Here is a 22,750-nt window from a genome sequence, read left to right on the forward strand (position 1 = left end):
TTTTGCAATGTTTATACTACACTACCTGATTACAGCTTTTGTACTTTGTCAGCGGCAGGGCCTTTGGGGCCATCAACGATCTCAAATGTGACCCGTGAACCTTCTTCCAGGGACTTGAATCCCTCAGATTGGATAGCGGAATAATGTACAAAAACATCTTGCCCACCATCTTGTTCGATAAATCCAAAACCTTTTGCGTCATTAAACCACTTCACTGTACCTTCTGCCATTGAACTACTCCTTTTGTACTCGGTTCTCTGCGGAACCGTTAATAAAGTTCCGGCCACTCACTGGCCAGACATCCGTTGTGTTGCATAATGTCTCTTAAATGCACCGGCTGAATTCGCTGTGCATATTAAAATCACTTGTTAATTAAGCTGTTATATTACACAACATGGTTCGTTTAGCATATCGCTTTGATAAAAGCAAGATGTTTATACTTTTAATTGTTAGATCGTGCAGAAAACAAAAAAAAATTCTGATAACGGGCTTTCGGTAACCACAATGTGGTACTTTGGCGTCACTCGACAAAATGACAGTAGACGGTTCGTCCCCGGAAAACCCTTTAATAGTTGACAGCAGCTTCCCGTGGAGTTTAAGATCGAAATCCGTGCACATTTGATATTTTATTGCTGTATCTACGTGTTATGTTTTTTCGCCGGCAACCGGAGGGCAGGGTCGCAGTACCGAAAACCAGGCCATAAAAGTGGTTTCCGGTCTTGTCCGCGGTGTTGACACCCATCACTGTTAATTTCTTTTTAAGGGATGGTCTTTTGTACCCCGATTATTTATTTTCGTCGAACCATATAACCCTTGACGGCCACAGAATGCATTATCTCGATGAAGGATCGGGGCCTGTGGTGGTCATGGTACACGGCAATCCGACCTGGTCTTTCTACTATCGGCATCTTGTACAGGCCCTGAAAGCTACCCATCGGGTCATAGTTCCTGATCACATCGGCTGCGGATTGTCCGATAAGCCGCAGGATTATAATTACACCCTGTCCCAGCATATAAAAAACCTCAATTGTCTGCTTGACCATCTGGGAATCGAGAAATTTTCCCTGATGGTCCATGACTGGGGAGGGGCCATCGGCATGGGGGTCGCCGTTGGCAGGGTGGCGGATATTGACAAGATAGTAGTGCTCAACACTGCCGCATTTCGCTCAACAAGAATACCGCTGCGGATAAGGGTGTGCAAACTTCCCGTCATTGGTGAAATTCTCGTCAGGTTATTCAATGGTTTTGCGTGGCCTGCCACCTTCATGGCGGTGAATAAAAAAATGTTACCAGCGGTGGCAAAAGCATATATTTCTCCGTATGACAACTGGGCCAACAGGATTGCCATACACCGTTTCGTGGCCGACATACCTCTTGCACCGGACCATCCCAGCTATAAGACGCTTACTGAAATCGAGCTTGGACTTAAAAGTCTTGAGCAGGCTCAAACAGAGATGATGATCGTCTGGGGCGGCAGGGATTTTTGCTTTAACGATTATTTTTACCAGGAATGGAAACAGCGTTTTCCCAGTGCACAACACCACTATTTTCAAGACGGCGGCCATTATGTTCTGGAGGATAAAAAAGACGAGGTGGAGCCGCTGGTTTTATCATTTTTTACGCAGAGGGTGAGTCCCTGAAACAATGACTGTCAATATCGCTGAAACCTTTGTTGAAACTTCACTGAGAAACGCAGGGAAAACCGCCGTCACAGAAGCCTCCACCAATCGGTCGGTCACTTTTGCCGAGTTAAATGCAAGAGCAGACGGTTTTGCGGCATACCTGAGCAACAACGGGCTGGTTCCAGGAAAAATTGTAATGCTGATGGTCCTGCCGTCGATTGACTTCATATCGATAACCCTGGCTCTTTTCAAACTGGGTACGCCGATCGTTATGATTGATCCCGGCATGGGATACAGAAACCTATTAAGATGTATCGAAAAAGTTTCTCCCGACTATCTGATCGGCGTACCGAAAGCTCTGCTTTTTGCTAGACTGTTTGGTAGTTCTTTCAAGTCGGTAAAGAAAAAATTTTGTGTCGGAAATTCATTTGGCTTACTGGGACCGGACATCACCGCCAAGATAGATGGAACGGCCGCTCCCTATCCGGTGTATCATCCCGGGCCCGATGACCTGGCCGCCATAATTTTCACCACCGGTTCCACCGGTCCGCCAAAAGGCGTACGGTACGAACACAAAATCTTCAGCGCCCAGCTGGAGTTGATACGACAATATTATAAACTCGGCGATCAGGATACCGATCAGCCCGGTTTTCCTCTTTTCGCCCTTTTCTCTGCTGCACTCGGGGCAAGGTCGGTGATTCCCGACATGGATCCGACCAGGCCGGCGCAGGTCGATCCGGAAAAATTCGTCGCCTCGATATTGCAACACTCGGTAACCTATTCATTTGGTTCGCCGGCAATATGGAACGTAGTTTCAAACTACTGCATCGCTCGCAGGATTGTCCTTGAAAACGTCACCAAGGTGCTGATGGCTGGCGCTCCGGTTCCATACGAACTGTTGCAGCGGGTACTGAGTATTCTGCCGGACCATGCCCAGGTGTACACCCCCTATGGCGCTACCGAGAGTTTGCCCACAGTGTCGATTGAAAGCAGGGAGATAATAACTGAGACCGCCCTGGCCAGCAGGAAAGGAAAGGGCACCTGCGTCGGCCGCCCCCTTCCTGGAATCCGGCTAAAGATAATCGAACCATGCCCGGGGGAGATCGGTCGGATTGATGATGCCAAGGAACTTGGTGCTTTTGAGATCGGTGAGATTGTCGTGAAGGGAAAAGTCGTTACCAGGGCGTACATGAACAACGATGAGGAGACAAGGCTTGCCAAGATAGCCGATGTCGATGGTTTCTGGCACAGGATGGGTGATGTCGGCTATCTCGACGGCAGCCAACGATTGTGGTTCTGCGGACGTAAAGCCCACCGGGTTGAAACCGGAGATGGAATCTACTATTCTGTATGTTGTGAGGCGTTGATAAACGAACATCCCGAGGTTTATCGTTCGGCACTGGTCGGATTGACTTCTCCGGGCGGCGATACTTTCCCCGCTCTGATTGTTGAACCGGTTAAAGACAAAGCGATCGACAACACCACTCTTCTCCGGGAGGTGGAGGCGCTTGCCAAGCAAAACACGCTTACCGAAAGAGTCGAACATTTTTTTGTACACCCTTCCTTTCCGGTGGACATCCGGCATAATGCAAAAATTTTTCGGGAAAAATTAGCGATATGGGCACAGAAGAAGTTGTAGATATCGAAGGTAAAAAAGCGCTGGTGACCGGTGGCGGCGGGTTTGTCGGCAGGGCCATCGTCAATCGACTGCTGGCAAAAGGGGTCAACACCAGGGTTGTCGGTCGCAACCGTTACCCGGCGCTTGAAGCTCTGGGGGTTGAATGCATCAGGGGCAGTGTGGCGGACCCGGACGTGGTAGCAACGGCTGCAAAAGATGTCGATATGGTTTTTCATACCGCAGCTCTCGCCGGTATATGGGGAAAATGGTCCGACTATTACACAACCAACGTTGTCGGTACCAGCACCGTCATAGACGGTTGCCGGAAAAACAACGTGCCGATACTGGTACACACCTCGTCGCCGTCGGTGGTCTTTAACTGTGAAAGTATAGAAGGCGATGACGAGTCGTTACCGTACGGATCCACCCATTTATGTCATTACGCCAAAAGCAAGATCATGGCCGAAAAAGAGGTCCTGGCATCGGCCGGTGACAACCTGAGATGCTGCGCGCTCAGGCCGCACCTGATCTGGGGGCCCGGCGACCCTCACCTGCTGCCAAGACTTATTGCCGCAGGAACAGAGAAAAAACTGAAACGGGTGGGTAGCGGTGACAATTTAGTCGATATTTCCTATATCGACAATGTGGCCGAAGCGCACATTCTCGCAGCACAAAATCTTGCAGATTCAGGCAGTGCCAGCGGACAGGCTTTTTTTATCAGTCAGGGGGAACCGGTGAATCTCTGGGATTGGATAAACGATCTGTTTTCACGGCTTGACATACCAAAGGTGGAACAAGCGGTTTCCTACAAGACTGCCTATAGTATTGGCTGGATAATGGAGAAGCTGTACTTACTGATGGGATCTGACTCGGAACCGCGCATGACCCGGTTCCTTGCCGAGCAGCTTGCCAGGTCTCACTACTTTTCCATAGGCAACGCGCAACGACTGCTGGGATATACCCCCGCGGTCAGTACCGAGCAGGGGTTGCAAACAACAGTCAACTGGTTGATGAAGCGATGAAATCTTTATACAGAAAGACAGTTACATGGGCAATGACCCTGTTTTTTATCCTGTCCACAGCCGTCTCTCCCGGCTATGGATTCAACATAGCGGAAGAGCGTGAGGTGGGAGAACGCCTTCTCTACTCCGTTCGGTCCAGCTTTGATCTCATTGATGACCCGGATATTACCCAGTATATAACCAAGCTCGGCAAGGATGTTCTAGATGTGGCCGGGATCCAGTATTTCGACTACCACTTTTTTGTTATCGAAAACAAGGAGTTTAATGCATTTGCTGCTCCTTCCGGACTGATCTTTTTCCATTCCGGACTGATAAAAGCGATGCAGAGCGAGGAAGAGCTCGTCTCTGTCTTAGCCCATGAAATCGGACATATAGTAAAAAGGCACCTCGCTTCAAGGATGGAAAAAGGCACCTACAGTTCGATGACATCTCTCGGCCTTGCGCTGGCGGCTGTCGCGTTTGGTGGAGCCGTCACCCCGGTACTGTTCTCAGGAGCCCTGGCAACGGGCCAGAGCATGAATCTTCATTTCAGCAGGGAACATGAGGCCGAAGCGGACCTGCTTGCCTACGACTGGATGAAAAAGCTGCACATGGATACCGGCGGACAGGTACAGATGCTGGAGACAATGAGGCGCATAGCAAGGTACCGGAGCGACAAGCTGCCCCAGTACCTGTTGACCCACCCTAACCCCGAGGCGAGGCTTGATGCCATAGAGTCGTTGATGGATTCTGAAAATGTTCGGGACGAGACCCATGTAAATCCGAGCAATCAGTTCGAATTTTTGCGGTTCAAATACAGAATTCTTTTACGAACGGAAAACAGCCAGACCTTAAAAGGGTACTATGCCAGTATAAAAACGGCAAAAAACTCGAGCGCAACGGAAAAAACAATGGCCATATACGGCCTTGCGCAACTTTACGCCGGTGAAAAGGATTATGGGCGAAGCCTTGAGCTTATCGACACGGTTATCGAACAGTTTCCAGAAGAAAACATCCTTTACTGCGATAAGGCGGTAATGCTTTTTGAGTCCGGGGATCTCGCCGGTGCCGAGCAGCTTTTGCGGCAAGTCATCGCAAAAGACGGCGAGTTGATGTACGCCGTCTACACCCTGGCCAAGCTTCTGGCCGTAAGCAACAGGCTTGATGAGGCCGGCCAGCTGTTTAAAACAGTGTCCTATGAACTGCCCGAGTACGCAAGTGTGTACTATGAGCTGGGACAACTTGCTTCGACCCAGAAAAAAGCCGGGACGGCCAACTACTACCTTGGGAAATTCCATATGCTCGAGGGCAAGTTTGACCTTGCAACCTTCAGTCTGAAAAATGCGCTGCAGGACAAAAGTCTGCCGGAGAACATGAAAAAACAGGCGGAGATTCTTCTTGCCAGAATCAGGAAGCTGCAGGAATAGAATTACTGTTGCCCAGGATCTGGTGGTATTTCAAGGAGTTTTTTCAGCGCGGGGAGGTCTCCGGCACCAAAGATGTTTTTTCTCAGCGCGGAACAGTCCGGCAGAGACCGGAAGTAGCGACATATCTGGTTTTTGACGTACCCAAGAATCCTTTCAGCAGGCAGGTAGGCCTCTATCAGCGAAAGATGCTCCCTTGCCCCCGCCGATATTGCCGCAAGGGTTGCCGGTCGTCCTTGATCACTGAAAATCCACGGGTTGCCAAGGGCACCCCTGCCGATCATCACCGCATCACACCCTGTGCGTTTCATCATCTCAAGCCCTTCCCGTCTCGAGCCGATATCACCGTTTCCGATGACAGGAATCGACAGTGCCGACTTGACCATGAGGATATGGTCGGGATTAATGGTTCCGGAAAAACCCTGGGACCAGGTTCTTGCGTGAATGGTGACCGCCGATGCGCCGCACTCCTCTGCCATCCTGGCAAATTCGACGCAGTTTATCGTTGCTTGATCTTTGCCGGACCTCATTTTTACCGTCACCGGAACCGACGCGTTTTTCACCACTTCCAGAATGATTCGGCGCGCGATTTGCGGAGTGGTCATAAGCGCGGCACCGCCACCCTTTCTGGTTACCTTTCTGACCGGACAGCCCATGTTGATATCTATCATTTCCGGTTTCCTGTCGGAAAGGATAGCCGCCGCTTCCCCCATAGCTTCAGGTTCAGCACCAAAAAGTTGAAAGGAAACCGGTTTTTCCTGGGGCACCGACTCCAGCATCCGCAAGGTGTTGGACTGGTTGTACACCAGCCCGTGGCAGCTGATCATCTCAGAAACACAAAACGACGCCCCGTACCGGCGGCACAGCAGGCGGAAGGGGAGATCGGTGTATCCGGCAAGGGGGGCGAGTATAAAGGGCGATTCAAAACGGTGATGAGCTATCGAAAACATCTTTGGCAACTGTTGTGCGCAGGCCCCGACCCTTTTGGCGGCAGCAACGGTCGCCGCTCGTTAAAAGGCCGGGTACTGGGATAATCCCTGGGTAAGGTTACAGGGTGGGGAGCAGGGAGACCGTTCGTTGATAGATTTTTTTAGAAAGATCTTCAACAATGATATCCAGCGCGTCTTCTTCGTTGTCCATATTGGTGCTTGAGCTGGAAGACACAAAATATTCCTCGGTCCACGTTTCGTCAGGGACCTCGACAAGAATTCTGTTAGTTGCAATTTCCTTCAGGATATACCGTACCCTCAGCCTGACCTTAACTTCCGATGCATTGCTGCTGTTGTAGTATGAAAGGCTCGGCAGTTCAATCGATATGACTTCTCCTGCAAGGATCAGGTCGGAGCCTCCTTTCTGTCTCACAGTTGAGATCGATCCCGATTTTTCAAACCATTCGGTAAGTGAGCGGTATATTTTCTGGTCCAGTTCCAGTTCGCTGGTCCGGTTTTTCCACTGGGCGACGTAGATTGTCTTGTGAGGGCCGTTGTATATATTGGGGTTCTTGTAACCGCACTGGCTGACCAAAAGGAGCACCAGCACAAGCGGAAGCATTCGCAGAATAAATTTCACGTTTGATCTCCTCTACTCATGGGGATGAAAAATAAGAAAACGGTTGCCGGTTATAATGCGTTACCGGCAACCAATAGTAGTATCAAACGACAATATTAACAAGTTTCTTCTTGACTGCAATCACCTTTTTAATCGGTTTTTCGTCAATGAATTTAATTGTTTTTGCATCGGCCAGCGCGAGTTCCTTGAGGGCTTCGTCGCTGATATCGGCTTCTACTTCCAACCGGGATCTGACCTTGCCGTTTACCTGAACGACGATAGTCAAAAGATCCTCCTTGGCGGCCACTTGGTCGAACTGGGGCCAGATATGATCCTCGATTGAGCTGGTCTTGCCGCTCTTTTGCCACATTTCCGAGGCAAAGTGTGGAACCATGGGCGACATGAGCAGCAGCAGTACCGAAACCGCTTCCGCTGCTACCTCCGGCTCGAGGTTGTCCCGGTTGTTGTCGCCGACACTCGAACTCAAGGTGTTGAACAGCTCCATCATCGCGCTAATGGCGGTATTGAAATGAAAATTCTGCTCAATGGAGTCGGTCACTCTCTTTATCGTCTGATGGGTCTTGCGGTGCAGAGCTTTGCCGGCTTCGCTTAAATTCTCAGGAATCTCGGTGAATTGGTTGTCGACAAGATCGACATTTGCAAGGATGAACCGGTGTACCCGGTTAAGAAATCGGGACGCGCCTTCAACCCCCTGGGAGCTCCATTCCAGGTCCCTTTCCGGCGGGGCGGCGAACAGACTGAAAAGCCGTACCGTATCGGCCCCGTACTCCATGATAAGGTCATTTGGATCAACCACATTGCCTTTTGATTTCGACATCTTGGAACCGTCTTTGATAACCATTCCCTGGGTCAGCAAGTTAGAGAACGGTTCGTCAAAGTCAAGATATCCCAGGTCTCTGAGAACTTTCACGAAAAAACGTGAGTAGAGCAGGTGCAAAATGGCGTGCTCCACGCCGCCGATGTATTGATCGACGGGGAGCCAGTAGGATGCCTTGTCCTTATCCACAAGACTGTTGGTGTCCCGGGGAGAGGCAAACCGGGCGAAATACCACGAAGACTCCATAAAGGTGTCCATGGTGTCGGTCTCCCGTCTGGCATCCCCGCCGCATGCGGGGCACTTGGCGGCGATAAAGGACGGCCGCTGATGCAGGGGAACACAGGTGGTGTTGGTGTCGCGGTCTTCGGGAAGCAGGACCGGCAATTCATCATCTGCCACCGGCTGAACTCCGCATTTGTCGCAGTGGATCATTGGGATCGGCGCCCCCCAGTACCGCTGCCTGGAGATTCCCCAGTCGCGCAACCGGTACGTTACATGGGCGGAGCCGAAGCTGTTTTCCGTGGCAAAATCGATTATTGCCTGCTGCGCCTTGAGCGAATCCATGCCGTCAAACGTGCCGGAGTTGGTCAGCAGCCCGGGGACGGTAGACGCTTCCTCCATGCTGTGCGGGTCAAGGACAGTTCCTTCCGGGACAACCACCGGTTCGATATCGAGCCCGTATTTCCTGGCAAATTCGAAGTCTCTCTGGTCATGGGCGGGCACGGCCATGACCGCCCCGGTGCCGTACTCCATCAGCACGAAATTTGCGATATAAATCGGCACTTTTTTGCCGCTGAAGGGGTTGATACAGTAACGTCCGGTAAAAATCCCTTTCTTTTCTGGTTCTTCGTCTATTCTCTGCCGCTGCTTCTCGGTGATGATGTCGGTTATAAACGAGCTGATTTCCTTCCTGTTCGGTACTTCCTTGATCAATTCTTCCACAAGGGGGTGTTCCGGGGCAATCGACATGAAGGTGACGCCGAATATGGTGTCGGGCCTGGTAGTGAAGATGGCAATTTTGGTGTCGGACTGATCAACCTTGAATTCGCAATTGAGACCGGTCGATTTCCCGATCCAGTTGCGCTGCATGGTCACAACTTTTTCCGGCCAGCCGGTGAGGGTGTCCAGATCCTGTAACAGTTCTTCGGCATAGTCGGTGATCTTGAAGAACCAGCCGTTCATTTTTCGCGGTGTAACCGGCTCGTCGCACCGCCAGCATACCCCGTCGATGACCTGTTCGTTGGCCAGCACAGTCTGGCATGATTCGCACCAGTTGACGGTGGTCACCTTTTGGTAAACCAGTCCTTTTTGATACATCTCGATAAACAGCCGCTGTTCCCACTCATAGTACTTGGGGTTACAGGTGGCAATTTCCCTGGACCAGTCGTAGGAAAGCCCCAGCTGTTTGAGCTGGTTGCGCATGTAGTCGATGTTGGAGTAGGTCCAGTCCGCAGGGTGACTGTTGTTTTTCTGCGCCGCATTCTCGGCAGGAAGGCCGAAAGCGTCCCAGCCCATGGGATGAAGCACATTGTAGCCGCGCATTCTCTTGTAGCGTGCCACTACATCGCCGATTGAATAATTGCGAACGTGCCCCATATGGATTCTGCCGGAAGGATAGGGGAACATTTCCAGGACATAGTATTTTTCCTTGTCGTCGTCCTCAAACACCTTGTAGGTTTCTTCTCGTTCCCACTGATTCTGCCACTTCTGCTCAATGGATTTAAAATCGTACTTACTGGGAGCATCGCTCTCTCTGGTCATGGTTTTTCGCCTCTGTCGTAACTTTATGCTGTATTGTGTACTCTGTTATTGATGCTGTTTCGGTGTTGCTGCAACCATTTTACTGTTCGTAATCTCCAGGTTCGTCAAAGGTACTCATATTTTCAAACATGGTGTACTCCTTGATGAACGCAAGCCTGGAGACACCGGTCGGCCCGTTTCTCTGTTTACCGATAATTATCTCCGCCGTTCCTCTTTCCGGGTTGTCTTCTGCCTTGTTATACACTTCGTCGCGGTAGATAAAGCAGATCACATCGGCATCTTGCTCAATGGCACCGGACTCGCGAAGATCAGACATCATGGGCCTTTTGTCGGTTCTGCTCTCAAGACCCCTGTTGAGCTGGGAAAGGGCTATCACCGGTACATTGTGTTCCTTGGCGAGGGCCTTGAGGGATCTGGAAATTTCACTGATCTCCTGGGTCCTGTTTTCGGTGGTGCGTCCCCGCATGAGCTGCAGGTAGTCGACGATGATAAGGCCGATATCGTTCTGGGATGCGAGTCGTCTCACCTTGGCGCGCATCTCGAGAACGGTTATGGCCGGGGTGTCGTCGATAAATACCGGGGCTTCGCTCAGCATGCCCACGGCACGGGTGAGCTTTGGCCAATCCTCGCTGCGGAGCTTACCGGTACGTATGCGCTGCGAATCGATACGACCGACGGAGCTGAGAAGCCTCATTACCAGCTGTTCCTTGGACATTTCAAGGCTGAAGACTGCAACCCCTGTCTTCTCGATGAGCGCTGCATGCTGCGCTATATTCATGGCAAATGAGGTCTTCCCCATTGAAGGTCGGGCTGCGAGAATGATCAGGTCGGAAGGCTGGAGTCCGGCGGTCATTTTGTCGATTTCAAAATACCCGGTAGGTACTCCGGTGATCAGTTCCTTGCGTTTGTACAGCTGTTCCACCGTGGCAAAAGCTTTGGGGACAATAGATTTGATATGGGTGAAGTGCTGCTCTCCCTTGCTGCCAGCTATATCGAAGATAGCCTGCTCCGCTTCATCGACCAGCAGACCGATATCGTTCTGCTCCTCATAACACCTCTGGGCGATATCGCTGTTGACCAGAATTAATCTTCTGAGGATCGATTTTTCCCTTATGATCTTGGCATAGCTGAGGATATTCGAAGTGACCGGCACCATTGAAGTGAGCATTGCCAGATAGGCTGCGCCGCCGGCTTTTTCCAGTCTGTTGGTGTTGCTCAACAGGTTGGAAACGGTAAGCAGGTCCTGCGGTTCATTTTTCTCGAAAAGATCAACTATCGCTTCATAAATGAGTTTATGGCCATCTTTATAGAAGTCTTCCGGCTTGATTATTTCAAGTACGGTGCCGAGTAGATTGTCCTTGAGCAGGATGGATCCCAGCACGGCCTGTTCGGCCTCAACGTTTTGCGGAGGCAGTTTTGCAGGCATAGCAGACGGTGTCGATCCGGTGGTGATGGCGTCTCTGGTCATGGGCTGGCTCTTTGGGGCCAATATATATAAGTTGTGTTGTGGGGTTTATACCAAGGGGTCATTAAACAAAAACACACCAGGAAGGTCAACCCTCTTGGTGTGTTTTCAGCAAGCCTCTGTCGCTTCTTTGATAAAACTCCAAGCGTGACAGATTTTTTTTAGTCAGGTTACACTGACTGCTGTTATTTGGCTTTCAGTGGGACAACCTTTACTGAAATCTCTGCGGAAACGTTAAAGCCGACTTTGACAGTGACACTGGTATCCCCAAGAGTTTTGATCGGATCGGCCAGAAGGATCTGGCGCTTGTCCAGTTTGACGTCAAGTTCGGCAAGCTTGGCACAGATGTCGGTGTTGGAGACCGAACCGAACAGTCTTTCGTCATCGCCGGCCAGCTGTTCGATCACAACCTCGATGCCGGATATCTTCTTGGCGATGGCCTCGGCATTTTTCTGGTCCGCTGCGCGCCGCGCCTCGATGGCAGCCTTGTTTTCTTCAAGTATTTTAAGATTTTCCGCTGTGGCGGCTACCGCCTTGCCCTGAGGAAGAAGATAGTTCCTGCCGTAACCGTCTTTAACAGTTACCACGTCTCCTTCAAATCCGAGAGAACTGATTGTTTCTTTTAAGATGAGTTCCATTTTTTTAAACTCCTTTGGCTATATGAATCGATAAGCGTATTTTCAGCAGCTTATATTTTTTAGTTGTATGTTAGGGGGTGATCGCCTTGTTGCGCTTTATTCTTCTGTAGTCAAACCATATGTCGGTTACTCCCAAAAAGAGCAGAATCACGGTGCCAAACGATTGCAGCACCAGCATCACATAAAAGAATGCTTTCAAAAGAACGGGAACCTTCCATTTGTTCAGGTAGAACACCACTACGGCCAGACCCTGAAAGCAATATACGATACTTAGCAGGAAAAGTCCGTTTATACCGACTGCCCTTGGCAGATGGATGGGGATTATTACACATGCACCAAAAATAATCCCCATCCAGATGAGCCGTTCAGGCAGTTGCCACATGGCATAGGGCAACCACGGAGCCTTGTCGTGATGCCTCAGCAGCAGGTTGTTGCCGACCACCATGGTAAACCAGGTGAGGGTAATGATCACCCCGCCGAGAATAGAGGGCATCACAAGCGGAACAACAGCCTGTACCTGGAGCAGTAACTGCTCAACCATCACCAGGCTTTCTGCTGAAACTTCATCGCTTTGCCGGTAATACTGAATGGTCTCGTTTATAGTGCTGTCAATACTGGCCAGCAGGTCGGCGTAGGGTGACCCTCCTGATATGATGGAGTAGGCCGCGATAACAACAATCCAGCTCAGACCGAGGGTCGCGCAGGCCTTCAGACCGCTGAGTGCCGGAGAGTTCTTTTTTTTTGCAGCGCTGAAAAGAACGCCTCCGCCAAGCATAAGTATTGCTGAAAAAATAATCAGGTCGAAATGGTTCAGCAACAGAAGGACTACCCCTGAAAGAATACCAGCGGTGACAAGGAACCTCTTGCCGGTATGTTCTCCGAACCTGCTGAGGATATAGAACGAAAGCAGGGGCAGCAGCATATGCGTCCACCCGAACATTGACCAATATATACCCGGCAGAATAATGACCAGACACGATATCGCTAGCGTCTGAAGGATTTGGGTCAGTTCCGGTCCGGTCTGTTCCTGGTTCACCACAATATGTTCCTGGCAATTGTTTCAGGTTACCCCTGGGACGAACCGGAGTACGGCAAAAATGCAATTTGCCGGGCCCGCTTAATCGCCTCACAAAGCTGCCGCTGGTGGGTTGCACAGGTTCCAACTATGCGGCGGGGAATGATTTTGCCGCGTTCGCTGACAAAATTCCGTAGTGTCTTAACATCTTTATAATCGATGACCAGCTCTTTGTCAGAGCAGAATCTGCAGGTTTTTCTACGGGAAAAAAGTTTTTTCTGAGGTCTTGCTGCCATGGTTTACCCTCCTCTTGGGTTATATATGATCAAAAAATTATCTGGTTATCATTCCAACTCGGACTCATCCGCCGTCTCAACCTCTTCACCTTCCTCATCAGCTGCAGCCTCTGCGGCGAGAGCCTGTTTCTCCGACAAGGCTGCGAGAGCCTGCTCGATTTCTTCAGCATCTATCGTTTCCGCAGTCTTGACAGTCATGTATTTCATGACGGAATCGTCGATCCTGAATTTACGTTCTATCTCCGCAACAGCAGCCGGGGTGCCGGCGTAATCGCAGTAGACGTAAAATCCGAGACTCTCTTTTTTAATGAGATACGCAAGTTTTTTGAGGCCCCACTTGTTGATTTCAATAATGGAACCTTTCTCATCGGTGATGATGTCAGTTGTATAACCGATAATTCTGTTGATCTCTTCTTCCCCGACATTGGGTCTTAGAATAAAGATCGTTTCGTACCTTCTCATGATTTCCTCCTCGTGGACTCATGGTTTTCTGGAAAGATTCTTTCCATAGTTTTCGGCCCTCGCGCTTTGCTTATGGCAGAGAGCGAGAAGGGACACAACAACCCCTGTCGTTGTGTATACTTAGCGGACTGTTCATTGTAAAAGTTCAGCCCTGACAGTAAAAACTGGATATAATACCGGGAGCAAATAATTGTGTCAAATGTATTTTTTTTTCTTTTCCTCTGCCTTGATTGCATTCCACTGGGCGGTCAGTTCGGCTTCGTCGCTGTAGGTAGTGCCTGCAAACACGTGGGGGTGACGACGGATTAATTTTTCATTTATATCATTGATTACCTCGTCAAGAGTAAATAAATTTTCACCAGCGTGAATCTCTGACAACATCAGGATTATATAGAGCAGGTCACCAAGCTCCTCGCGTATCCCGACGCGCTGGTTCTGCTCGAGTGCTTCGGTCAGTTCCTGGCACTCCGACTTGAGATATTTCACCATTGAGAGGGCTGTCTGTTTTTTGTCCCACGGACATCCGTGTTCACCTCTGAGGATCCTGATAGTTTCGAGAAGAGATTGTAAGTTTTGGTTTGTTTGGGTCATTTCTAGTATAAATTGTTAGGTGGGTTGAGTTTACTGACGAGGGTTGTTTTTTGTAAAGGCATCGAATTTATAACACGTTTTTTTTGCCACGTTGTAGTAAAAAAGGTTGACAAGGCGCTCCGTTGCAGATATTTCTTGTAGTAGAAGCTGTTGTCAGGCTTTGGTGTACCCCCTCCCCTACAGTACAGCATTACAGCTCGGTGTCAATTACATGGCACTTTATACATAAATCCAGGATAAAATATCGGCTGGCGCCGAGAGTGTTTCGGCGACTTGAATGTCGACAAATTAACCAAGCATTGTCGAGGGTTATGATGGAAGAAGACAAGAAACAGAAAATACTTTTGGAAAAACACAAGGATATAGCTAGGATCGACCAGGAGTCGAAGAGAACGCACGGCTGGTATGTCCGGGTTCGCTTTCTTGGTAAAACCCACTCGAAGTTCTTTTCCGACAGGAAGTGCGGCGGGAGATATTCCAGCCTTCTTTCCGCAATCAGCTGGCGAGATAAGACCGAAAAAAAGCTGGGAAAGGTGCGGACCAACAAACACATGGTCACCGTCTCCAACTCCGGAACCGGAGTGGTAGGGGTGAGACTCAATGAGAAACTCAATCGCTACGAAGTGAGCTGGGTCACCCACCAAGGGAAACAGGGCAAGACCTCCGTGTCTATTGCCAAGCACGGCAAAAAAGCCGCATTTGCAAGAGCCTGTGCCATTCGAGCGGAGAAGGAAAAAGCACGGCTGTCTTACGGCGGATAGATTCCTTCGGAGACAAGAGGGCGTTTCAAACCCCTATAGCGGACAGACTATGACGCTAAAGGGGTTTTTTGTTTTTCTGAAAGAAGGATTAAAAAGCTGTTAAGTGTTGAATTATGTTGACAGTGGCCTGGAGAAACTGTTAAATACGGGGTTCTTGCAATATTTCATAACGTAGTTTTTTACTAAAAACTGAGTAGTACTTTTCAGAGAGGTATATATATGTATGCGATTATACGTACGGGCGGCAAACAATATCAGGTTGCCTGCGGAGACCAGGTTCGGGTGGAAAAACTCGAAGGAAATGTTGGCGACAGTGTAGATCTGGATGATGTATTGATGGTCGTCGACGGAGACGAGGTGAAAATAGGACAGCCTGTGCTCGATAATGCAAAGGTCACTGCCAAGATCGCAGAGCAGGGTAAAGGCAAAAAGGTAATCGTCTTCAAGAAGAAGCGCCGTAAGGGATATCGCTTGAAAAGAGGCCACAGACAGGCTTATACCGCTTTGAAGATAGAAGAAATATCAGCGTAAATGCGTTACAGATATTAACATAGAGTTGAATCCAGCCTGGTGAACGGCTGACAAAAGGAGTAGAAGATGGCTCATAAGAAAGCAGGTGGTAGTTCGAGGAACGGACGTGACAGTGCGGGTCAGCGTCGGGGAGTTAAGAGATTCGGAGGCCAGGTGGTTAAGGCCGGTAACATCCTCGTTCGGCAGCTGGGAACCAAAATCCATCCCGGAACAAATGTAGGTTGTGGTCGTGATTACACGCTTTTCGCCAAGGTTGACGGTGTCGTCAAGTACGAAGATTTCGGCAAAAACAAAAAGCGTGTCAGTGTATATCCTGCTGCTTGATTAATTACGTAGTATTATACTGTTCCTGAAGTTGCAACCAGGCAGCTTGGCAGGAGATGATGGAGCTCGACCTCAATTCTGATTGAAGGTCGAGCTTTTTTTTGCTTTAAAAACAAGGGCGGGGGAAATACATGGCTTTCGTCGATTATGCTAAGTTTTATGTGAAGGCCGGTGACGGCGGCAATGGATGTGTCAGTTTTCGTCGTGAAAAGTACGTCCCCAAGGGCGGACCAAACGGTGGAGACGGGGGCAGGGGTGGAGATGTCATTATCAGGGCTTCTTCCGCTTTGACCTCGCTGATCGATTTCAAGTATCGATCCCACTTCAAGGCGGAAAGAGGCGAACACGGCAAGGGCAAGGATATGCACGGTCGCGGCGGGAAATCGTGCACCGTAGATGTTCCTGTCGGGTCTGTTATCAAAGACGCCGAGACAGGCGAATGCCTGGCCGACCTGACCATGGACGGGGATGTGTTCATCGTTGCCAAAGGTGGAGATGGCGGCCTGGGCAATACCCACTTTGCCAGTGGCACCAACAGGACCCCCCGCATCGCCACCAAGGGTAAGGGTGGGGAGGAATTCTGGCTCGTTATTGAGCTCAAACTCATTGCCGATGTGGGTCTTGTGGGACTGCCAAACGCCGGAAAGTCAACGTTGCTGTCCAGACTGTCCGCGGCAAACCCCAAAATTGGTGCTTATCCTTTCACCACTCTTGAGCCTCAGCTGGGGGTATTGCAGTATAGTTATTTTGAACCGTGTATTATCGCGGATATCCCCGGTCTCGTTGAGGGCGCGCACCAGGGTGTCGGTCTGGGACACAATTTCCTCAGACATGTAGAGCGTACCAGTATCCTGGTACACGTTGTCGACGCAGCGGAAGAGGAGGTGGAGAACAACTACCGGATAATTTCCGACGAACTGCTTCGCTACAAAGAGGAGCTGGCTGGCCGTATTCAGATTCTGGTGCTCAACAAGATCGATCTGATTGATGAAAATCGTCTCAAAGAGCTGTACACTGTCTTTGCAAAATTCTGTGACAAGGTGCTGCCGGTTTCCGGACAGACCGGTGATGGCCTCTCAGAACTCAAACAGCTTATTGTAGATACTTTGGAGAAAATGCAGGACGGCCAATGATTAAAAATAAAAACCGTCAAGAAAACCTGCTCCTTGAACAGCCGTGCCAACCGTGAGGATAATATGACACTTCAGCAGACCATTACAGAGATGGCGGCAAGAACAAAAGCCGCATCGGCAACATTGTCAATTCTATCTACCGAAAAAAAGAACGCGGTACTGAAGACCGTAGCCGATCTTCTTATCAGGGAAAAGGAGTATATCCAGCAACAAAACGCCAAAGACCTGAGCAACGGAAAAGAAAAAGGGTTGAGCGAGGCGATGCTGGACCGGCTTGCCCTTACCGATGCGGTAATCGACTCGATGGTGCAGGGACTCGGGGAGCTCATCGCACTGCCAGATCCGGTTGGAACAATCGAGGATTTTACCACCAGACCAAACGGGTTACAGGTGGGAAGAATGCGCGTCCCTCTCGGGGTCATCGCCATGATATACGAATCAAGACCCAACGTGACCATTGACGGTGCGGCTCTGTGTCTGAAGGCGGGTAACGGTATTATTCTCAGGGGAGGCTCCGAGGCCATCCATTCCAACCTGGCACTGGGGGCGGTGCTGAAAAAAGCACTGGAAGAACACGGGATCAGCCCCGACGCGGTGCAGGTGGTTCCCGTAGCGGACAGGGAGGCGGTAAGTTACCTGCTGGAGCTTGAGGATACCATAGACCTGGTCATACCAAGAGGCGGGGAAGGATTGATACGGCTGGTGGTGAGCAAGTCAAAAATTCCGGTGTTGAAACACTACAAGGGAGTATGCCACGTATACGTCGACAAGGACGCGGATCTTACTAAAGCGGTTCCGATCCTGATAAATGCCAAAACCCATCGGCCCGGAGTTTGCAACGCCATGGAAGGCATACTCATTCACCGCGATGTCTCCGACCGGTTCATTCCTGAAGTCGTCTCGGCTATGCAGGAACTTGGCGTAGAGTTCAGGGGATGTCCCAAAAGTGTGGCAATAGACGGCAGAATCAAGGTGGCCGACGAGAGCGACTGGGGAACCGAATTCCTCGACCTGAGGGTTTGCATCAAGGTCGTCTCTGGCTTTGAAGAGGCGGCGGAGTACATAAGGAAATACGGGTCTCAGCATACCGAATCGATAGTCACCGAAAACTATACAACGGCTCGGCGCTTTATCGCCCAGACGGATGCCTCGGCGGTGATGGTCAATGCATCCACGAGGTTCAACGACGGAGGCCAGCTGGGCCTGGGCGCTGAAATCGGTATCAGTACCACCAAGCTGCACGCCTATGGACCGATGGGGCTTACGGAGTTGACTACCAGGAAATTTGTGGTGTACGGTGAGGGACAGACCAGGAAATGATGGGAGCTCCGGGGCTGAAAATCGGTCTTTTTGGCGGTACCTTCAACCCCGTTCATCGGGGCCACATGGAGGTGGCCGAAACAGCACTTGCCGAAGCCGGCCTGGACCGGGTACTGTTTATTCCGTCTGCCGATCCGCCGCACAAAAGCGGAGACATCGCGGGATTTGCCCATCGGGTAAGGATGTTGGAAATAGCCTGCAGCAGTCGCAACGAATTCTCATGCTGTACCATAGAAGAGCGGCTTGCAAAACCTTCTTACACTATAGACACCTTGAAGGAGATGATCGGCGATGATCGTCTGGGCCACAGCTATTACTTTGTCATCGGCGCCGACGCGTTTCTTGAAATTCAATCCTGGAAAAGCTACAGGGAAATTCTGTCGTATGTTCATATCCTGCTGTCAAAAAGGGTGGGGGTCAGCGAGCTTATGCTGAAAAAGCTGCTGACCAGTCTCGGGTATACAAGGCACCGGGAGGTATGGCAAGGAGCCAGGTTCAAGACGGTACGGATATTGAAAAAAATTCCAAAAGGCTTCAGTTCGTCGGAAATAAGGGCTGCTTCGAAATCCTTGACAATAACCTCTGAACTCGACCCTGAAGTGATGGCATATATCAGGAAAAAAGGGCTGTATATACCGCAACGTGAAAAAAATGGCTGAACGTGCAGTAAACAACGGTAAAGAAGGACCGCTCTGGGAGGAAATCGTGCCTCTCATGAAAGAAGGTTTCCACAGGGAACTGGTAAGAAAAGCCTATGATACCGTCCACGGGGGGGGCAAGGTATTCCCGGAACGACAAAACGTCTTTGCCTCCATGCGCCAGACAAGCATCAGCAGCACCAAGGTTGTCATCCTCGGCCAGGATCCTTATTTCAACGAACATCCGGGTGTCGGCCCCGAAGCCCACGGTCTCTGTTTTTCCGTCAGGACAGGGTGCCCTGTCCCGCCTTCACTGAGAAATATCCTGCTGGAGGTGAACAACAGTATATATGGCGGAAAACAGGTCAGCGTCGATACCGACCTTACCAGGTGGGCACTTCAGGGGGTTTTGTTGCTCAATGCAAGCCTCACGGTGGAGAAGAAACGACCGAATTCGCATGTGAAGCTTGGGTGGCATGTGCTTACCGACAACATCATCGAGACCGTAAACCAGGTCAAGAAAAACGTGGTATTTATGTTGTGGGGAGCCTTTGCCCAGAAGAAAGCACCGTTGATTGATGGTAATAAACATCTCATCCTGACAACAAGCCATCCGTCGCCGCTGTCCGCGCACCGCGGTTTTCTCGGCTCTGATGTTTTCGTGAAGTGCAACGAATATTTAAAAGCTCACGGTATGCAGCCGATATCCTGGTAAGCTATACGACGAGGAGTTTTCTGCGCGCACAGGGGATCCTGTCGGCCACGTCGCCGGCAAAAAAACCGGGACCCTGTGCAGCAAAAAGCATATCTGCGGCACTGCCGTGCAGGTACACTCCGCACAGGGCCGCATCGGTCGGCGCCAACCCCTGGCAAAGCAGCGCCCCTATGATCCCACTCAACACATCCCCCATCCCTGCAGCCGCCATCCCCGGATTACCGGTGGTGTTGATATATCGTTGCCCGCTGCCGTCAGCGACAAGGGTACCCGCTCCCTTGAGCACGACAACAGAATCCTTGCTGCCTGCAAATTTAGTGACGGCCAGTTTTACCGCTTCGAGGCGATCCTGATTGATGGCACCACTGTCCATGTCGATCAGGCGACTCAATTCGCCCGGATGGGGGGTGTATATTCTGGGGCCGCCGGGCTGTGGGAGCGACTCAGCTGCCAAGGCGAGGATATTAAGCCCGTCGGCATCGATCACCATGGGGCATTTGGCTCTTTCGTACAGCGTCAGAATCAGCTCGGCGGTCCTTTGGTCCTGACCAATCCCCGGGCCTACCACGAGTACATCTTTTGTTGCAAGCTCCCTTTCTATGACCGCCAGGTCGTCGATGGAAAAACAGGTGTCGCTGCCAGAGAGCAAAAAGGTCATCGCTTCGGGCAGGGCAGAACCGAATATATCCTTCAACTGGATCGGGCAGCCGAGGGTGACCAGTCCTGCTCCCGCGCGCAGTGCGCCTTTTGCCGCAAGAATCGCCGCACCGCTTTTCCCGGCGGAACCGGCCAGGATAAACAGGTGGCCATTATCCCCCTTGTGGGAGGTGATAGCACGGTGCAGAGAAGTACTCCTTTGTTTTACCAGCGCGTCGGTGGCCAGGGTTGTATCGATTCCGCCGCTGTTAACAACCGCGGGAGGAATGCCGATATCGATAACGGCGACCTTGCCGGCGGGGGAACCGGATCCGTGTAAAAAGTGAGCCGGTTTGGCGCAGCCGTAAGTAGCGGTATAGTCGGCCGTAACGCAACATCCCAGGGTTTTACCGCTGTCTGAGTCAAGGCCCGAGGGGATGTCGATAGCTATCACCGGACCCTTGGTCTTGAAAGCTGCTGAGTTGATGAGTTCGACTGCTTTTTTGAAATGACCGGAGAGTTCGCGGCACAAACCGATGCCGAAGATTGCATCGAAAACAGCGTAACAGCAAAGACCCTTTGATTCCTTTTGTGCAATAAGCATAGGAATCATTCCAATTCGCTCAACGGTGTCGACAACGTGATAGGGGAGTTTGAGCTGTTTTACAATTTTGAAATTAGTGGCCGGGTCTCCGGAGAGTTTTTCGGGATTGACGAGGAAGAAGAACATAACCTCGCAACCACGCTGGTGCAGGTGCCTGCCTATGACCAGTCCGTCACCGCCGTTGTTACCGGGACCGACAAAGATGGGCGCGAAAGTGTTGTTGCACGGACCGAGTTCGTCAAGGGCCATCCGCACGGTTCCCACCCCGGCATTTTCCATGAGAACGATAGTCGGGATGCCATACTGCTCGCTGGCTCTCCGGTCCAGTTGCTGCATTTGGCTGGCGGATGGAAGTTTCATGTGCCTTACTCCTGGCTGTGCTGGGTTGTTGCGGTTCTGGTTAACCTCTGTTGACATTGCGGACATGGTGAAAACCCGGAGTCCAAGGCGATTTTGACGTCTTTGAACACCAGGGTGCAACTTTTACACCTGTAGTCTTTACACCCTGGCAGATGAAATTGGCGCTTTTTAGGGTTTCCGCTGATGAGAAGCCCCTTGGGCTGGCGGTCGTCCGGTACCCACTGCTGCTGCTCCTCGGTCTTGGTACGAAAAAGCTGGAAACCTTCTTTTATTCCATTTTGCAGCAGGGTGAAATAATATTTTCCTTTCTCTGAGACCGTGGCTGGCAGCAGGGGCTGTTCGTTGGCTATTCGGTATACCCAGAAAACAGCCAGTAAAAAGAACAGCAGGTTGGGAATCCACATCGCCACCATTACCGGAAGAACACCGTCCTCCGCCATCTGCTTGCCGAAGGTGAAAAGGATATAATAGAAGATAAAGATGCCAAGACCCGCCTGGATGCCGATCGCCTTTTTGCCGGGCCTTGCCTGCAGGCCGAGGGGCAACCCGAGAAGACTCATCAGCAGACAGCCCGCCGGCAGAACCAGCCGTTTGTGGAATTCAATGAGAAGTTTTCTCTTGTGGGTGGTATCTCCTTCTATACTTTGCGCCTCCAGTAAAAGCTCTTTCTGGGAAAGGACGTTTTTCTGCTTGACTCTGGTAGCCTTCGAATCGGGCGGCTGAAGGGGAATGTTGATCTGGTAGCGGTCGAATTCGACCACCTGGGCGTTCGCGATGTCGGGACGGTGCAGGCTGCCGTTGTCGAGAATTATCGATACGTTCATGTTATTTACCGAGCTTATCATTTTGCCGGTACTGGCCATGGTGATGGTCGGGTTTGCCCCGTCCCTCATATCGGATACCCAAACCTTAGACCATCTCCCGGTTTTTTTATCCACGTCTTCTACATAGACCACCACGTCGCCCAGAGCTTCAGTGAAGACATGGGGCTTAATACCATTGTTGATTTTTTCCTTGAGCAGTTGATAGGTGAGCTGCTTCATGGCGGCTTCACTGAGCGGGATAAGCCTTGTTGAACAATAGCTGGTAAACAGCGCTATGAGGGCGGTGACGATCACCACCGGAGGAATTATCTTGTACATACTGATCCCGCTCGCCTTAAACGCCAGAATTTCCGAATCACTCGATAACCTGGCGAAGCCGATTGTGACCCCCATCATGGCCGCCATGGGTATGGTGTAGAGAAATATGTTCGGAAACATATACGAGATGAGCCGTGTAAAATCGGCCAGCCCGATGTTGAGGTCGAGGACGAAATTGAGGAAGGGGATAAGTCTGACGAGAAAAAAAACGCAGTTCATGATCAGAAAGCTCGCAAAAAAAGGCTCCAGCATTTCCGTTGCAAGGTAGCTGTAGAGCAAAAGCGGCATTTTGGAAACTTTTTTCATG

At 50.7% G+C, this 22,750-nt stretch carries 23 protein-coding genes; 11 read left to right on the top strand and 12 right to left on the bottom strand.

Translation table 11 applies throughout. The features are described from left to right. Positions 1–29: 29 nt before the first annotated feature. On the bottom strand, positions 30–230 hold the full coding sequence (locus tag BLQ17_RS08100) for a cold-shock protein (RefSeq protein ID WP_092221669.1): 201 nt from the start codon (positions 228–230) through the stop codon (positions 30–32). Positions 231–773: 543 nt separating this feature from the next. Here BLQ17_RS08100 and BLQ17_RS08105 point away from each other — a divergent pair. The 4 genes from BLQ17_RS08105 to BLQ17_RS08120 are packed head-to-tail and all read left to right on the top strand — an operon-like array spanning position 774 to position 5,668. After that, entirely contained in the window at positions 774–1,640 is an 867-nt protein-coding gene (locus BLQ17_RS08105; RefSeq protein WP_245695048.1) for an alpha/beta fold hydrolase, read from the top strand. A 4-nt stretch (positions 1,641–1,644) separates the two neighbouring features. Continuing rightward, entirely contained in the window at positions 1,645–3,261 is a 1,617-nt protein-coding gene (locus tag BLQ17_RS08110) for a fatty acid CoA ligase family protein (protein WP_092221671.1), read from the top strand. After that, complete coding sequence (locus BLQ17_RS08115) at positions 3,240–4,262, top strand: NAD-dependent epimerase/dehydratase family protein (RefSeq protein WP_092221673.1); 1,023 nt, start codon at positions 3,240–3,242, stop codon at positions 4,260–4,262. The genes BLQ17_RS08110 and BLQ17_RS08115 overlap by 22 nt, the downstream gene beginning before the upstream one ends. Continuing rightward, positions 4,259–5,668: a beta-barrel assembly-enhancing protease gene (locus tag BLQ17_RS08120; RefSeq protein WP_092221675.1), complete on the top strand. Its 1,410-nt coding sequence runs from the start codon at positions 4,259–4,261 to the stop codon at positions 5,666–5,668. The genes BLQ17_RS08115 and BLQ17_RS08120 overlap by 4 nt, the downstream gene beginning before the upstream one ends. A gap of 2 nt (positions 5,669–5,670) precedes the next feature. Here BLQ17_RS08120 and dusB read toward each other — a convergent pair whose 3' ends face one another. From dusB to BLQ17_RS08165, 9 genes are all read right to left on the bottom strand, one after another. Further along, complete coding sequence (gene dusB / locus BLQ17_RS08125) at positions 5,671–6,615, bottom strand: tRNA dihydrouridine synthase DusB (RefSeq protein ID WP_092221677.1); 945 nt, start codon at positions 6,613–6,615, stop codon at positions 5,671–5,673. A 97-nt stretch (positions 6,616–6,712) separates the two neighbouring features. Then, on the bottom strand, positions 6,713–7,234 hold the full coding sequence (gene lptE, locus BLQ17_RS08130; RefSeq protein WP_092221679.1) for an LPS assembly lipoprotein LptE: 522 nt from the start codon (positions 7,232–7,234) through the stop codon (positions 6,713–6,715). An 82-nt stretch (positions 7,235–7,316) separates the two neighbouring features. Then, the gene (leuS, locus tag BLQ17_RS08135) at positions 7,317–9,812 is read right to left on the bottom strand and encodes a leucine--tRNA ligase (RefSeq protein WP_092221681.1); all 2,496 of its coding nucleotides are present in this window, start codon (positions 9,810–9,812) and stop codon (positions 7,317–7,319) included. Positions 9,813–9,891: 79 nt separating this feature from the next. Next, positions 9,892–11,280 (bottom strand): replicative DNA helicase, encoded by a 1,389-nt coding sequence (dnaB, locus tag BLQ17_RS08140; RefSeq protein WP_092221683.1) that lies wholly within the window; start codon positions 11,278–11,280, stop codon positions 9,892–9,894. Positions 11,281–11,462: 182 nt separating this feature from the next. Continuing rightward, complete coding sequence (rplI, locus tag BLQ17_RS08145) at positions 11,463–11,915, bottom strand: 50S ribosomal protein L9 (RefSeq protein WP_092221685.1); 453 nt, start codon at positions 11,913–11,915, stop codon at positions 11,463–11,465. A gap of 70 nt (positions 11,916–11,985) precedes the next feature. Further along, positions 11,986–12,954, bottom strand: coding sequence for a DUF2232 domain-containing protein (locus tag BLQ17_RS08150; protein ID WP_092221687.1), 969 nt, complete (start codon positions 12,952–12,954; stop codon positions 11,986–11,988). 26 nt (positions 12,955–12,980) lie between these two features. After that, positions 12,981–13,226, bottom strand: coding sequence for a 30S ribosomal protein S18 (gene rpsR, locus BLQ17_RS08155; protein ID WP_092221689.1), 246 nt, complete (start codon positions 13,224–13,226; stop codon positions 12,981–12,983). A gap of 48 nt (positions 13,227–13,274) precedes the next feature. Continuing rightward, positions 13,275–13,688, bottom strand: coding sequence for a 30S ribosomal protein S6 (gene rpsF, locus BLQ17_RS08160; RefSeq protein ID WP_092221691.1), 414 nt, complete (start codon positions 13,686–13,688; stop codon positions 13,275–13,277). A gap of 195 nt (positions 13,689–13,883) precedes the next feature. Further along, entirely contained in the window at positions 13,884–14,279 is a 396-nt protein-coding gene (locus BLQ17_RS08165) for a MazG nucleotide pyrophosphohydrolase domain-containing protein (RefSeq protein ID WP_092221692.1), read from the bottom strand. A gap of 311 nt (positions 14,280–14,590) precedes the next feature. On the opposite strand from BLQ17_RS08165, the gene BLQ17_RS08170 reads away from it, so the two are divergent. The 7 genes from BLQ17_RS08170 (at position 14,591) to ung (ending at position 19,701) form a co-directional block, all read left to right on the top strand. Beyond that, positions 14,591–15,040 (top strand): AP2 domain-containing protein, encoded by a 450-nt coding sequence (locus BLQ17_RS08170; RefSeq protein ID WP_245695054.1) that lies wholly within the window; start codon positions 14,591–14,593, stop codon positions 15,038–15,040. Between the two features lie 219 nt (positions 15,041–15,259). After that, positions 15,260–15,571, top strand: a complete 312-nt coding sequence (gene rplU, locus BLQ17_RS08175; protein WP_092221694.1) for a 50S ribosomal protein L21 — start codon at positions 15,260–15,262, stop codon at positions 15,569–15,571. 66 nt (positions 15,572–15,637) lie between these two features. Beyond that, positions 15,638–15,895, top strand: coding sequence for a 50S ribosomal protein L27 (gene rpmA / locus BLQ17_RS08180; protein WP_092221696.1), 258 nt, complete (start codon positions 15,638–15,640; stop codon positions 15,893–15,895). Between the two features lie 131 nt (positions 15,896–16,026). Beyond that, entirely contained in the window at positions 16,027–17,028 is a 1,002-nt protein-coding gene (obgE, locus tag BLQ17_RS08185; protein WP_092221698.1) for a GTPase ObgE, read from the top strand. Between the two features lie 63 nt (positions 17,029–17,091). After that, entirely contained in the window at positions 17,092–18,348 is a 1,257-nt protein-coding gene (locus tag BLQ17_RS08190; RefSeq protein ID WP_092221700.1) for a glutamate-5-semialdehyde dehydrogenase, read from the top strand. Further along, entirely contained in the window at positions 18,345–19,007 is a 663-nt protein-coding gene (nadD, locus tag BLQ17_RS08195) for a nicotinate (nicotinamide) nucleotide adenylyltransferase (protein ID WP_092221702.1), read from the top strand. Before BLQ17_RS08190 ends, nadD begins: the two co-directional genes overlap by 4 nt. Beyond that, positions 19,000–19,701: a uracil-DNA glycosylase gene (gene ung, locus BLQ17_RS08200; protein WP_092221704.1), complete on the top strand. Its 702-nt coding sequence runs from the start codon at positions 19,000–19,002 to the stop codon at positions 19,699–19,701. The genes nadD and ung overlap by 8 nt, the downstream gene beginning before the upstream one ends. A 1-nt stretch (position 19,702) precedes the next feature. Here the strand turns inward: ung and BLQ17_RS08205 are convergent, their stop codons facing one another. Together BLQ17_RS08205 and lptF are read right to left on the bottom strand one after the other, a co-directional pair. Next, entirely contained in the window at positions 19,703–21,301 is a 1,599-nt protein-coding gene (locus BLQ17_RS08205; RefSeq protein ID WP_176761140.1) for an NAD(P)H-hydrate dehydratase, read from the bottom strand. A gap of 5 nt (positions 21,302–21,306) precedes the next feature. Next, the gene (lptF, locus tag BLQ17_RS08210) at positions 21,307–22,749 is read right to left on the bottom strand and encodes an LPS export ABC transporter permease LptF (RefSeq protein ID WP_092221708.1); all 1,443 of its coding nucleotides are present in this window, start codon (positions 22,747–22,749) and stop codon (positions 21,307–21,309) included. Position 22,750 lies beyond the last annotated feature (1 nt).

The organism is Desulforhopalus singaporensis (genome assembly GCF_900104445.1).
In the GTDB taxonomy this organism is placed as follows: domain Bacteria; phylum Desulfobacterota; class Desulfobulbia; order Desulfobulbales; family Desulfocapsaceae; genus Desulforhopalus_A; species Desulforhopalus_A singaporensis.

Coding starts and splice junctions, on each gene's coding strand:
- BLQ17_RS08100 (WP_092221669.1), bottom strand. CDS start 230: ATGGCAGAAGGTACAGTGAAGTGGTTTAATGACGCAAAAGGTTTTGGA.
- BLQ17_RS08110 (WP_092221671.1), top strand. CDS start 1,645: ATGACTGTCAATATCGCTGAAACCTTTGTTGAAACTTCACTGAGAAAC.
- BLQ17_RS08115 (WP_092221673.1), top strand. CDS start 3,240: ATGGGCACAGAAGAAGTTGTAGATATCGAAGGTAAAAAAGCGCTGGTG.
- BLQ17_RS08120 (WP_092221675.1), top strand. CDS start 4,259: ATGAAATCTTTATACAGAAAGACAGTTACATGGGCAATGACCCTGTTT.
- dusB (WP_092221677.1), bottom strand. CDS start 6,615: ATGTTTTCGATAGCTCATCACCGTTTTGAATCGCCCTTTATACTCGCC.
- leuS (WP_092221681.1), bottom strand. CDS start 9,812: ATGACCAGAGAGAGCGATGCTCCCAGTAAGTACGATTTTAAATCCATT.
- dnaB (WP_092221683.1), bottom strand. CDS start 11,280: ATGACCAGAGACGCCATCACCACCGGATCGACACCGTCTGCTATGCCT.
- rplI (WP_092221685.1), bottom strand. CDS start 11,915: ATGGAACTCATCTTAAAAGAAACAATCAGTTCTCTCGGATTTGAAGGA.
- rpsR (WP_092221689.1), bottom strand. CDS start 13,226: ATGGCAGCAAGACCTCAGAAAAAACTTTTTTCCCGTAGAAAAACCTGC.
- rpsF (WP_092221691.1), bottom strand. CDS start 13,688: ATGAGAAGGTACGAAACGATCTTTATTCTAAGACCCAATGTCGGGGAA.
- BLQ17_RS08165 (WP_092221692.1), bottom strand. CDS start 14,279: ATGACCCAAACAAACCAAAACTTACAATCTCTTCTCGAAACTATCAGG.
- BLQ17_RS08170 (WP_245695054.1), top strand. CDS start 14,591: ATGATGGAAGAAGACAAGAAACAGAAAATACTTTTGGAAAAACACAAG.
- rplU (WP_092221694.1), top strand. CDS start 15,260: ATGTATGCGATTATACGTACGGGCGGCAAACAATATCAGGTTGCCTGC.
- rpmA (WP_092221696.1), top strand. CDS start 15,638: ATGGCTCATAAGAAAGCAGGTGGTAGTTCGAGGAACGGACGTGACAGT.
- obgE (WP_092221698.1), top strand. CDS start 16,027: ATGGCTTTCGTCGATTATGCTAAGTTTTATGTGAAGGCCGGTGACGGC.
- BLQ17_RS08190 (WP_092221700.1), top strand. CDS start 17,092: ATGACACTTCAGCAGACCATTACAGAGATGGCGGCAAGAACAAAAGCC.
- nadD (WP_092221702.1), top strand. CDS start 18,345: ATGATGGGAGCTCCGGGGCTGAAAATCGGTCTTTTTGGCGGTACCTTC.
- ung (WP_092221704.1), top strand. CDS start 19,000: ATGGCTGAACGTGCAGTAAACAACGGTAAAGAAGGACCGCTCTGGGAG.
- BLQ17_RS08205 (WP_176761140.1), bottom strand. CDS start 21,301: ATGAAACTTCCATCCGCCAGCCAAATGCAGCAACTGGACCGGAGAGCC.
- lptF (WP_092221708.1), bottom strand. CDS start 22,749: ATGAAAAAAGTTTCCAAAATGCCGCTTTTGCTCTACAGCTACCTTGCA.